This window comes from Stenotrophomonas sp. Ste86 (genome assembly GCF_024519465.1).
GTDB lineage: Bacteria > Pseudomonadota > Gammaproteobacteria > Xanthomonadales > Xanthomonadaceae > Stenotrophomonas.
Genome location: NZ_JALJRW010000037.1, coordinates 3,147 through 14,715, shown reverse-complemented (window position 1 = coordinate 14,715; position 11,569 = coordinate 3,147). Strand labels below are relative to the sequence as shown.

The 11,569-nt window shown below is 68.5% G+C and carries 9 protein-coding genes; 6 read left to right on the top strand and 3 right to left on the bottom strand.

The features are described from left to right. Positions 1 to 272: 272 nt before the first annotated feature. Positions 273 to 671, bottom strand: a complete 399-nt coding sequence (locus NR101_RS18885; protein WP_038689886.1) for an HU family DNA-binding protein — start codon at positions 669 to 671, stop codon at positions 273 to 275. 376 nt (positions 672 to 1,047) lie between these two features. Between NR101_RS18885 and NR101_RS18880 the strand changes: the two genes are divergently transcribed. Both NR101_RS18880 and NR101_RS18875 read left to right on the top strand, forming a co-directional pair. Further along, entirely contained in the window at positions 1,048 to 1,482 is a 435-nt protein-coding gene (locus NR101_RS18880) for an OsmC family protein (protein ID WP_256777538.1), read from the top strand. Positions 1,483 to 1,557: 75 nt separating this feature from the next. Continuing rightward, entirely contained in the window at positions 1,558 to 3,234 is a 1,677-nt protein-coding gene (locus NR101_RS18875) for an amidohydrolase (RefSeq protein ID WP_256777537.1), read from the top strand. Between the two features lie 32 nt (positions 3,235 to 3,266). Here NR101_RS18875 and NR101_RS18870 read toward each other — a convergent pair whose 3' ends face one another. Then, the gene (locus NR101_RS18870; protein WP_256777536.1) at positions 3,267 to 4,142 is read right to left on the bottom strand and encodes a PhzF family phenazine biosynthesis protein; all 876 of its coding nucleotides are present in this window, start codon (positions 4,140 to 4,142) and stop codon (positions 3,267 to 3,269) included. A 179-nt stretch (positions 4,143 to 4,321) separates the two neighbouring features. Between NR101_RS18870 and NR101_RS18865 the strand changes: the two genes are divergently transcribed. From NR101_RS18865 to murD, 3 genes are read left to right on the top strand one after another with little or no spacing between them, the layout of a single operon-like run. Continuing rightward, on the top strand, positions 4,322 to 6,925 hold the full coding sequence (locus tag NR101_RS18865) for a bifunctional aspartate kinase/diaminopimelate decarboxylase (protein ID WP_256777535.1): 2,604 nt from the start codon (positions 4,322 to 4,324) through the stop codon (positions 6,923 to 6,925). A 33-nt stretch (positions 6,926 to 6,958) separates the two neighbouring features. Then, the gene (gene murL, locus NR101_RS18860) at positions 6,959 to 8,311 is read left to right on the top strand and encodes a UDP-N-acetyl-alpha-D-muramoyl-L-alanyl-L-glutamate epimerase (protein ID WP_256777534.1); all 1,353 of its coding nucleotides are present in this window, start codon (positions 6,959 to 6,961) and stop codon (positions 8,309 to 8,311) included. After that, a complete protein-coding gene (murD, locus tag NR101_RS18855) occupies positions 8,292 to 9,701 on the top strand; it encodes a UDP-N-acetylmuramoyl-L-alanine--D-glutamate ligase (protein WP_256777533.1) in 1,410 nt (469 codons plus the stop codon). The genes murL and murD overlap by 20 nt, the downstream gene beginning before the upstream one ends. Positions 9,702 to 9,837: 136 nt before the next feature. On the opposite strand, the gene NR101_RS18850 is transcribed toward murD, so the two are convergent. Further along, on the bottom strand, positions 9,838 to 10,440 hold the full coding sequence (locus NR101_RS18850; protein WP_256777532.1) for an SMI1/KNR4 family protein: 603 nt from the start codon (positions 10,438 to 10,440) through the stop codon (positions 9,838 to 9,840). Positions 10,441 to 10,667: 227 nt separating this feature from the next. Here NR101_RS18850 and NR101_RS18845 point away from each other — a divergent pair, with 227 nt between their 5' ends. Then, a complete protein-coding gene (locus tag NR101_RS18845) occupies positions 10,668 to 11,468 on the top strand; it encodes a dienelactone hydrolase family protein (RefSeq protein WP_256777531.1) in 801 nt (266 codons plus the stop codon). Positions 11,469 to 11,569: the final 101 nt, after the last annotated feature.

The window sequence follows — 11,569 nt, the reverse complement described above, 5'->3', positions numbered from 1 at the left end:
CCTGGGCAAAATCAAGGAGGAGGCCGCCCCGCGGCCGGGGGACATTTGCGCCAGGGGCCTACCGGCCGCTACGGGGCCCTCACGCGCGCAACAAACCCAACCGAAGCCACAGCCCCTATCCACACACCGCCGACACTGACCGTCCACACGCGCAGCGGCGTGCTCACTCTGCGACGGCCCTTGCAACAAGATGCTCCCTCAGACGGGAGAAGAACCAAAAAAGAACGGGACGGCCAAGGCCGTCCCGTCCGGTGCTGCAGGAAACGCGCCTGTTACAGCGCAGCGTCCTTGAGCTTCTTGAGCGGACGCACCTTCAGCTTGGTGGAGGCCGGCTTGGCGGCGAACCACTGCTCTTCCTTGGTGAACGGGTTGATGCCCTTGCGCTTCGGCTTGGCCGCGACGCTGACGGTGGTAATCTTCAGCAGGCCCGGCAGGGTGAAGCTGCCAGCGCCCTTCTTGTGCACCGAAGCGGCGACGGCGCCTTCCAGCGAGGCGAGCACGGCGCGGACGTCCTTGGCGACAACGCCGGACGTTTCAACGATGTGTGCAACCAGACCAGACTTGCTCAGTACGTCCTTGATCGGCTTGGGAGCGGCCGGCTTGGCGGCTGCCTTGGTAGCGACTTTCTTTACTGCCTTCTTCGGGGCAGCCTTCTTAGCGGTCTTTGCCATGGTTTCCTGTTCCGTGAACGGTTGGTTGTTTGGTCGCGCCGAACCCGGTCGGCAAGCGAAATGTAGGGCAACAATGCGGCGCCGCCAATAGGCAATCGCATAAAAATTCGCGATTTCCCGCCTGTTGGTTACCGCAGTGCATCAGTACATGCCCGGAAAACAGGGGGCGCGACCACCCGGGAGGGACCGCGGCGGCACCAGGACGTTGCGCCGGATGCAGCGCAAACCCCTTGAAAACAGCGGTTATTTTTCTTCCGGCGGGCAAGGCGGGGCCTGCTCGGGGCATGCGTCGTCACGGCGGGCACACAGGCCCGACGCGGTGCTAACGCCGCATCGTCCATGCTGGCCCTGCCATTCATCCGCAGGAGACAAACCGATGGGTATTTCGCGTCATGCCACCGCGCACTGGGAAGGTGACCTCAAGACAGGCAAGGGACAACTGAGCACGCCACAGAGCGGCCTGATGGACAAAACCCGCTATGCCTTCAGCAGCCGCTTCGGCGATGAGAAGGGCACCAACCCCGAAGAACTGATCGCCGCCGCACACGCCGGCTGCTTCACCATGGCGCTGTCGGCCAAGCTCACCGAGGCCGGCTTCGTGCCCACCACGCTGGATACCGAAGCCAAGGTCGACCTGTCCATGGAAGGCGGCCCGCAGCTTTCGCAGATCACCCTGAAGGTGAAGGCGGTGGTGCCGAAGATCGATGCGGCGCAGTTCCGCGCGATTGCCGACGACGCCAAGCAGAACTGTCCGGTGTCCAAGGCACTGAGCGCGGTGCCGATCAGCCTGGAGGCCGAGCTGGCCAGCTGAGCGTGCCGCAGTGCGCATTGAGTGAACCCGGCAGGGGCGGCATAGTCGCCCCTGTTTCGTTGCGGGGAGCATCGTATGCGCGTTCGTGTTCTGGCTGTCCTGTTGTCCTGTCTGTGCGCGGCCCAGGCGCAGGCCGATGTCCGGCTGCTGACCGCCGCGACCCTCCACACCGGTGAGCCCGATGCACCGGCCGCTACCGCGCTGGCCTGGGACGATGCCAGCGGCCGTGTGCTGGCGGTGGGCGAGCGCAAGGCGCTGCTTGCGCTGTACCCGCTGGCGGCGCTGACCGACCTGGGCGATGCGACCGTGGTGCCGGGCCTGATCGATGCGCACGCCCACCTGATGTTCCTCGGCAGCACGCTGATGCAGGCCGATCTGACCGGCGCGACCAGCAAGGCCGAGATCGTCGCGCGGCTGCAGCGCTTCGCCGTCGACAACCCGGACGGCTGGCTGCTGGGCAACGGCTGGGACCAGAACCAGTGGACGCAGACGGATTTCCCGACCGTGGCCGACCTCGATGCGGCGTTCCCGGAGCGTCCGGTCTGGCTCGGGCGCATCGACGGACATGCCGGCTGGGCCAACAGCGCCGCCCTGCGTGCGCTGGCGAAGCAGCCCGGGCAGCGCGCCCTGGCCGGGCGCTGGCAGCCGGCGGGCGGGCGCATCGTCCGCGATGCGCGCGAGCAGCCCAGCGGAGTATTCATCGACGGCGCGATGGAGCTGGTGCGCGCGGCGATCCCGGCACCGAGCGAGGCCGCCCGCGAACAGATGCTCACCCGAGCACTGCGCAAAGCAGTCAGCCAGGGGCTGACCGGGGTGCATGACATGGGCGTATCGCGCGAGGACCTGGCACTGATGCGCCGTTTCGCCGATGCCGGCCAGCTGTTGCTGCGCATCGATGCCTATGCCGATGGCAACAGCGCGGCACTGGACGATCTGTGCGCGCAGGGCGCGTATCGGCATCCCGGTGGGCGGCTGGCAATGCAGGGCGTGAAGCTGTTCATGGACGGCGCGCTGGGCAGCCGTGGCGCGGCGCTACTGGCCGACTACAGCGATGACCCGCACAACCGCGGGCTGCTGGTGACCTCGCCGGACGACTTCGAGGCCGCCGTGCGCAAGGCCGATGGCTGTGGCGTGCAGGTGGCTACCCATGCGATCGGCGACCGGGGCAACCGCATCGCGCTGGATACCTACGCGCGCGTGCTGGGGCCGCGCAGCGACCGCGATCACCGCTGGCGGATCGAGCATGCGCAGGTGGTCGCGCTGCAGGACATTCCGCGCTTTGCCGAACTGGGCGTGATCGCATCGATGCAGCCCACCCATGCGACCTCGGACATGGGCTGGGCGCAGGACCGGGTCGGGCCCGAGCGCATTCTGGGCGCGTACCCGTGGCGGCGGATGCTCGCCGCCGGGGCGCATATCGCACTTGGCTCGGATTTCCCGGTGGAACAGGTCGACCCGCGGCTGGGGCTGTATGCCGCGGTGACCCGGCAGGATCGCGCCGGGCAACCGCCCGGTGGCTGGCGGCCGGACCAGCGCCTGAGCGCGGCCGAGGCGCTGCGTGGTTTCACCGCCGATGCGGCGTGGGCCGGCCACGACGAAGGCCAGGTGGGGCGACTGCAGCCGGGGCTGCGTGCGGACTTCGTGGTGCTGGATCGCGATCCGCTGACGGTGCCGCCGGCGCAACTGGCCGAACTGCAGGTGCGCTCGACGTGGGTGGATGGGCGGCCGGTGTACGAGGACGCGACGCACTGAGGCGCCGCGTCGCGGTTAGCGCTGCGCGCTGATCACCAGTCCAGCGTGCCGCGGATGACCGTCTGCACCTGGCCGCCGGACCACACATCGCCAGCGGCATCGATGTGCAGGCTGAGCCGCGCATCGTGGCCGACCTCGCGGCCCTGGCTGACCACGTAGTCGCGCGCACCGCCAGGCAGGGCGTCGCGGCTGTCCAGCCATGCGGCCAGCACCGCGTTGGCCGCGCCGGAGGCGGCATCTTCGAAGCGTCGGCCATTGCCGACGAACGCACGCACGGCCAGGTCCCAGGCCTGGCCCTGGCTGCGCGCATAGGCGAACACGCCCATGCTGTCGGTGCTTTCGGCGAGCGCGGCAATGGCATCCCAGTCCGGGCGGAGCGCGCGCAGGGTGGCCTCATCGCGCAGTTCCACCACCCACCAGCTGCGCCCGCCGGCCATCCGCGCCGGCGGCAGCGCGCCCAGCGCCCAGCCCTGCAGGGCGGCCTGCAGGCGCGGATCGGTGGCCTCGGTCACCTCGGCGACGCTGGCGCGCGGGGTGCGGATGGCGATGGTGCGGGCCGCGCCGTCACCGTCCACGCGCAGCGGCAGCGCCCCGGCGATGCCGTCCTGCACCAGCAGGCCGTCCACCGGCGCGGCCAGGCCGGCGTCGAGCACCGCATGCGCCGTGCCCACGCTGGGGTGGCCGGCGAACGGCACTTCCTTCTGCGGGCTGAACATACGGATGCGGTAGCTGGCCCCGGCCACTTCGGGGGCGAACACGAAGGTGGTTTCCGGCAGGCGGGTCCAGCGGGCAATGGCCTGCATCGCGGCCTCGTCCAGGCCCTCGGCGTCGAGCACCACGGCCAGCGGGTTACCGGCGCCGGGATGGGGGGAAAACACGTCCAACTGCAGGAAATGGCGAGAGCTCATGGCGGCAAGGATCGGCAAAACGGTCGGGCAGCTTATCAATCCCCGGGGGCGGGGAAGTACCCACCGAGGTCGCGCCGATGCCCCGCTGGCCCTGCCGGGGCCGGGCTTGGCATAGAATCGGGAGTTCGGCCGGTGTGCCGGGCGAATCCCCCTCCCACTACGAAACCCTTTTTACTTCCATGTCAGCTTCCCCCCTTGTCGATCGTTGGATCGTACTGAAGTTCGGCGGCACCTCCGTGTCGCGTCGTCACCGCTGGGACACGATCGGGAAGCTGGCGAAAAAACGTGCGGAAGAGACCAGCGCGCGGGTGCTGGTGGTGGTGTCGGCGCTGTCCGGGGTGACCAACGAGCTGACCGCCATCGCCGACGGTGCCGCCGACAGCCGTGCCCGCGTGGAGGCGCTGGTAACGCGCCACCGCGAGTTCCTGGTGGAACTGGGGCTGGATGCCGGCGCTCTCGATGCGCGCCTGGCCGGCCTGAGCGGGCTGCTCGACGATCCGCGCGCGGCCACCCGCCCGCTGGACTGGCAGGCCGATGTGCTGGGCCAGGGCGAGCTGCTGTCCTCCACGGTGGGCGCGGCCTACCTGCGCGCCAGTGGCCTGGATTTTGGCTGGATGGACGCGCGTGAATGGCTCGATGCACTGCCGCCGCAGCCCAACCAGAGCGACTGGTCGCAGCGCCTGTCGGTGAACTGCCAGTGGCGTGCGGACGCGGCGTGGGCCGCGCGCTTCCGCGCCCAGCCGACCCGCATGCTGATCACCCAGGGCTTCATTTCGCGGCATGCCGATGGCGGCACCGCCATTCTTGGTCGCGGCGGCTCGGATACCTCGGCGGCGTACTTCGGTGCGCTGCTCGGTGCCAGCCGCGTGGAAATCTGGACCGACGTGCCGGGCATGTTCAGCGCCAACCCGCGCGATGTGCCCGACGCGCGCCTGCTGACCCGGCTGGACTATTACGAAGCGCAGGAAATCGCCACCACCGGTGCCAAGGTGCTGCACCCGCGCTCGATCAAGCCGTGCCGCGATGCCGGCGTGCCGATGGCGATCCTGGATACCGAGCGCCCGGAACTGCCGGGCACCAGCATCGACGGCAGTGCCGCGCTGGTGCCGGGGGTGAAGGCGATCAGCCGCCGCAACGGCATCGTGCTGGTGTCCATGGAAGGCATCGGCATGTGGCAGCAGGTCGGCTTCCTGGCCGACGTGTTCGGGCTGTTCAAGAAGCACGGCCTGTCGGTGGACCTGATCGGGTCGGCCGAAACCAACGTGACCGTGTCGCTGGACCCGTCCGAGAACCTGGTCAGCACCGACGTGCTGGCCGCGTTGTCGGCCGACCTGTCGCAGATCTGCAAGGTCAAGATCATCGTGCCGTGCGCGGCGATCACCCTGGTCGGACGCGGCATGCGTTCGCTGCTGCACAAGCTGTCGGATGTGTGGGCCACGTTCGGCCGCGAACGCGTGCACATGATTTCGCAGTCGTCCAATGACTTGAACCTGACCTTCGTCATCGATGAAGCCGACGCCGACGGCCTGCTGCCGATCCTGCATGCCGAGCTGATCGACAGCGGTGCCATGCCGGTCGAAGAAGGCGAGGTGTTCGGCCCGCGCTGGCGCGAGATCGCCGGCACCGTGCGTCCGCGCGACACCGCCTGGTGGCGGGGCCAGCGCGAGCACCTGCTGACCCTGGCCCAGGCCGGTACGCCGCGCTATGTCTACCACCTGCCCACGGTGCGTGCCCGCGCACGCGCGCTGATGGCGATCAAGGCCATCGACCAGCGTTACTACGCGATCAAGGCCAACTCGCACCCGGCCATCCTGGAGGTGCTTGAGCAGGAAGGCTTCGGTTTGGAGTGCGTGTCGCACGGCGAGCTCAAGCACGTGTTCAACACGCTGCCGACGCTGTCACCGCGCAGGGTGCTGTTCACCCCCAGCTTCGCCCCGCGTACCGAGTACGAAGCGGCCTTCGCGTTGGGTGTGACCGTCACCGTGGACAACGTCGAAGCGCTGCAGCGTTGGCCGGAGCTGTTCCGCAACCGCGAGCTGTGGTTGCGCGTGGACCTGGGCCGTGGCGAAGGCCACCACGCCAAGGTGCGCACTGGCGGCAAGGACTCCAAGTTCGGCCTGCCGATCGCGCGGGTGGATGAGTTCGTGCGCCTGGCCGGCGAGCTGGGTACCCGCGTGGTCGGCCTGCACGCGCACCTGGGCAGCGGGGTGGAAACCGCGCAGCATTGGCGCCTGATGTGCGATGAGCTGGCCGGTTTCGCGCGCCGCATCGGCAGCGTGGAAACCATCGACATCGGTGGCGGCCTGCCCATTCCCTACAGCGCCGATGATGAGCCATTTGACCTGGACGCCTGGGCGATCGGCCTGGCCGAGGTCAAGGCCGTGCACCCGGCGTTCCGCCTGGCGATCGAGCCGGGCCGCTACCTGGTGGCCGAATCGGGCGTGCTGCTGGCCACGGCCACCCAGGTGATCGAGAAGGACGGCGTGCGTCGCGTTGGCCTGGATGCGGGCATGAACACGCTGATGCGCCCGGCCCTGTACGACGCCTGGCACGACATCGAGAACCTGAGTCGGTCGGGCGGGTACGCCGAGGCGGTGTTCGACGTGGTCGGCCCGATCTGCGAGTCCAGCGATGTGTTCGGCAAGCGCCGCAAGCTGCCGGTGTCCACCGCGCCGGACGATGTGATGCTGATCGCCGATGCCGGTGCGTACGGCTACGTCATGGCCAACACCTACAACCAGCGCGAGCTGCCGCGCGAGGACGTCATCGATGACGTGCCTTGACTGCTGCCTGCCGCCCTCTCAACCGGATACACCATGACTGCTTTCGATAAACACCAGGTTGCCGTTTTCCGCTTCGTCCGCTGCGATTTCGCTGCGGATACCGGCGTGGCGCACCTGGTCTACGCCTTCGACGACGGCCCCGAGCTGATCGAGACGGTGACCATTCCCGGCGCGCCCTTCGTGCTGGACGGCGCCCGCGCCGAGGCCGTGCAGCGCGCGCTGCGCCTGCTGCACCTCATTGCGGGCGTGAGCTACTACAAGGCCGGGGTGCCCGATCAGGTGCGCATCGACGGTTACGCCATCGATGCAGCCACCGCGGCGCTGGTGGAGGACATCTACCTCAACGGCCTGGGCGAGTTCGCCTACCGCAACGGGCTGAACCTGCGCGGGCGCTTCCGCCTGCCGGCCGACGGCGAGGCCTTCGCGGCACCGGCCGTGGGCCTGCGCGAGCACGCGCTGGTCGCCATCGGCGGCGGCAAGGACTCGCTGGTCAGCATCGAAGCGCTGCGCGGATTGGGCATCGCCGAAACGGTGACGTGGATCGGCGGTTCACAGCTGATCCGTGCCTGCGCCGAACGCACCGGGCTGCCCACACTCAACATCGGCCGCGCGCTGGCCCCGGAGCTGTTCGAGTTGAACCGCCAGGGCGCCTGGAACGGGCACATCCCGGTCACCGCAGTGAACTCGGCGATCATGGTGCTGGCTGCGCTGCTGCAGGGCGTGGACCAGGTGGTGTTCTCCAACGAGCGCTCGGCCAGCTATGGCAGCCAGATTCCCGGCACGGGCGAGGTGAACCACCAGTGGTCCAAGGGCTGGGCATTCGAGCAGGCCTTCGGCGAGCACCTGGAAAAGCACGTCGCCGCCGACCTGCACTACTACTCGTTGCTGCGCCCGCTGTCGGAGCTGGCCGTGGCGCGCCAGTTCGCCAGGAGCGACTACTACGACGCGCATTTTTCCAGCTGCAACCGCAACTTCCACATTCTCGGCGAGCGCCCGGTGAACCGCTGGTGCGGGGTCTGCCCCAAGTGCCACTTCGTGTTCCTGGCGCTGGCCCCGTTCATGCCCAAGCCGCGCCTGGTGGCCATTTTCGGCCGCAACCTGCTGGATGATCCCGAGCAGGCCGGCGGCTTCGACGCGCTGCTGGAATTCCAGGACCACAAGCCGTTCGAATGCGTGGGCGAAGGCCGCGAATCGCGTGCGGCGATGGCCACCCTGGCCGCGCGCCCGGAGTGGGCCGAAGATGCGCTGGTGAAGCGCTTCGTGGCGCAGATCCAGCCGCAGCTGGATGCCACCGAGCTGCACATCGAACCGTTGCTGGTGCTGGAAGGCGAGCACCGTATTCCGGCGTCGATCTGGGAGCGCCTGCGTGCGAATTTCGCAGCTTGAGGGCAAGCGCGTTGCCTTGTGGGGCTGGGGACGGGAAGGGCGCGCCGCATGGCGCGTGCTGCAGCAGCGGCTGCCGTCGCTGCCGCTGACCCTGTTCTGCCCGGAGGCTGAAGCCGCCGACGCGCGCGCCGACGCGGGCGATGTGCTGCAGGTGCGTTCGGATGTGAGCGGTGAGGCCCTGGCGGCGTTCGAGGTGGTGATCAAGTCGCCGGGCATCAGCCCGTACGGTGAGGCGGCCGTGCATGCCGTCGCGCACGGCACGCAGTTCATCGGCGGCACCGCGCTGTGGTTTGCCGAACACGCCGATGCGCAGGGCACCGTGCGCGACACCGTGTGCGTCACCGGCACCAAGGGCAAGAGCACCACCACCGCGCTGCTGGCGCACCTGATGCGTGCGTCGGGTGCGCGCACCGCGCTGGTCGGCAACATCGGCCTGCCGTTGCTGGAAGTGCTGGATCCGCAGCCCGCCCCGGATTACTGGGCGGTGGAGCTGTCCAGCTACCAGACCGGCGAAGTGGGACGCAGCGGCGCGCACCCGCAGGTGGCGATCGTGCTGAACCTGTTCCCCGAACACCTGGACTGGCACGGCAGCGAAACGCGCTACATCGAAGACAAATTGCGCCTGGTCACCGAAGGCGAGCCGCGCATAGCCGTGCTCAATGCGGCCGATCCGCACCTGGCGGCGCTGTCGCTGCCACGCAGCGAGGTGGTCTGGTTCAACCAGCCGCAGGGCTGGCACATGCGCGGCGATGTCGTGCACCGGGGTGAGCAGGCGGTGTTCGACACCGCGCATACGCCGCTGCCCGGTCGCCACAACCGCGGCAACCTGTGCGCGGTGCTGGCAGCGCTGGAGGCACTGGGCCTGGACGCGGTGGCGTTGGCAGCGGCGGTGCAGGACTTCCGTCCGTTGCCCAATCGCCTGCAGACCATCGGCACGTGCGATGGCCTCACCTTCGTCAACGACTCGATCAGCACCACCCCGCATGCCAGCCTGGCGGCGCTGGAGTGCTTCGCGGGGCGGCGTATCGCGCTGCTGGTGGGCGGACACGACCGCGGCCTGGACTGGCACGATTTCGTGGCGCACATGGCACACGACGTGCCACCGCTGGAGATCGTCACGATGGGTGCCAATGGCCCACGCATCCATGCACTGCTGCAGCCGCTGGCCGATGCCGGCCGTTTTGGCCTGCATGCCGCCGCCGACCTCGGCGAGGCGATGCAGTTGGCGCGCGCCGCATTGGGCGTGCAGGGTGGGGTGGTGCTGCTGTCGCCGGGCGCGCCGAGCTATGGCGTGTACCGCGATTACGTTGCGCGTGGACGACACTTCGCCGCGCTGGCCGGGTTCGATCCCGAGGCGATCACCGCCATCCCGGGGATAGGGATTTCGTAGAGCCGACCGTTGGTCGGCTGCCCTTGCAGGTAGAGCCACAACATGCGTGGCTGCGCGATCTGCGCCGAAAGCAGCCACGCATGGCGTGGCTCTACGCGGGGATGCGCGGGGTTGACCATCTACAGCGATGGGACGGTCAGGCGTCTTCGTCGATGAAGGCGTAATCGCCGTCGATGAGCTGCTGCAGGTACGCATCGAAGTTCGGGGCGATCACCCGGTAGCTATCCGGGTCGTGCAGGTAGCGCACCACCTGGCCGACTGTGCCGCCGGGGGCTGGATCGAAATCCAGGTACAGCACCGAGGTGCCACCGTTGTTCATGCAGTGCGAGAAGCACAGGCGCTGGCCCATCGGCAGGTCGGCATCGATGCCGTCGCCCAGTATCTCCGCGTCCTCCTCGAGCCATTCTTCGTAGATCGAGCGGATGCTCTCGCCCCAGCGTTGCCACTGCGCACTGTCTTCGACGATCTGATCGACCGAACGCAGGTAATAGGGGTAACGCCCCTCCCCGACGTCCGAGCCCAGCATCAGCACCACCACCTCACCCTTGGGGTAGGTGCGGAAATGGGTGCCGTCGACCCGGCCGAGGAGCACCAGCAGGCTCTCGGGCACCTGCGGCCAGCGCTCGCGCAGGCGCTGCAGATCGGTGCTGCTGGCGGCCTCGGTCCAGGCCCACATCGGCGCATCCTCTTGGGGCAGGCGCGGTAGCAGGCCGGCGAGGAAACGATCAACCAGGGTCATGCGGGGCATTCCTTACGCGGGGGGCGGCCAGCCTGCCAGATCGGGGGCGCGTACGTCGAGCCGTTGACGGGCGGGCTTTGCGATCCGTTTCGAGGCGCGGAGCGATTTCCGTGCCCGGTGCGGCGAAAGGGTCGCTGAGCGAAGGTCAGCCGACCAACGGTCGGCTCTACACGGCGTCGTCAGGTGGCCGGCATACACTCGGGATTCTTTCTGTCGGGAGCAGACGCATGAACAAGCAATGGCGGTGGGGTGCGGCGGTGCTGTTGGGCATGACGGCGTTGCCCGCGCTGGCGGCGATGCAGGCCAAGCCCGTGGAATGGACGCAGGATGGCACCACCTTCAGCGGCGTGCTGGTTTACGACGACAGCGACACCGACACGCGCCCGGGGCTGGTGATGGTGCCGAACTGGAAGGGCGTGAATGACTCGGCCATCGCCAAGGCCAAACAGCTGGCCGGCGATGACTACGTGGTGCTGGTGGCCGATGTGTACGGCAAGGGTGTACGCCCGAAGACCGACGCCGAGGCCGGGCCGGTGGCGACCAAGCTGCGCAATGACCGACCGGTGCTGCGCGCGCGGGCGCTGAAGGCGATCGAGGTGCTGAAGGCACAGGTCGGCAAGGCGCCGCTGGATGCCAGCCGGATCGGCGCGGTCGGGTTCTGCTTCGGCGGCACCACCGTGCTGGAAATGGCCCGGGCGGGGGCGCCGCTGGCGGGCGTGGTCAGCCTGCATGGCGGCCTCGGCTCGCCGCTGCCGGCCAAGGCCGGTGGCACGCATCCCTCGGTGCTGGTGCTCAACGGGGCTGACGACAAGAGCGTCAGCAAGGACGATATCGCCAGCTTCGAGCAGGAAATGAACGCGGCCAAGGTCGATTGGGAGTTCACCAACTACAGCGGGGCCGTGCACTGCTTCGCTGAAGCGGACGCCAACAGCCCCCCGGGTTGCCAGTACAACGAACGGGCTGCCAAGCGCGCGTGGAAGACGCTGGATGAGTTCTTCGAAGAGCGATTCGAGACAAAACGCCGGTAGCGCCGACCGTCGGTCGGCTGGAACGCGCAGGGCGCGGTGCATGTATCGGTGATCGTGGTGCGGGCGCGAAGAGCAGCCGACCAACGGTCGGCTCTACGTGA

What these genes read in the sequence shown, in the direction of transcription:
- NR101_RS18850 (WP_256777532.1), bottom strand. Translation starts at nt 10,440, where the DNA reads ATGACCCTGGTTGATCGTTTCCTCGCCGGCCTGCTACCGCGCCTGCCC.
- NR101_RS18845 (WP_256777531.1), top strand. Translation starts at nt 10,668, where the DNA reads ATGAACAAGCAATGGCGGTGGGGTGCGGCGGTGCTGTTGGGCATGACG.
- NR101_RS18880 (WP_256777538.1), top strand. Translation starts at nt 1,048, where the DNA reads ATGGGTATTTCGCGTCATGCCACCGCGCACTGGGAAGGTGACCTCAAG.
- NR101_RS18870 (WP_256777536.1), bottom strand. Translation starts at nt 4,142, where the DNA reads ATGAGCTCTCGCCATTTCCTGCAGTTGGACGTGTTTTCCCCCCATCCC.
- murL (WP_256777534.1), top strand. Translation starts at nt 6,959, where the DNA reads ATGACTGCTTTCGATAAACACCAGGTTGCCGTTTTCCGCTTCGTCCGC.
- NR101_RS18865 (WP_256777535.1), top strand. Translation starts at nt 4,322, where the DNA reads ATGTCAGCTTCCCCCCTTGTCGATCGTTGGATCGTACTGAAGTTCGGC.
- NR101_RS18885 (WP_038689886.1), bottom strand. Translation starts at nt 671, where the DNA reads ATGGCAAAGACCGCTAAGAAGGCTGCCCCGAAGAAGGCAGTAAAGAAA.
- NR101_RS18875 (WP_256777537.1), top strand. Translation starts at nt 1,558, where the DNA reads ATGCGCGTTCGTGTTCTGGCTGTCCTGTTGTCCTGTCTGTGCGCGGCC.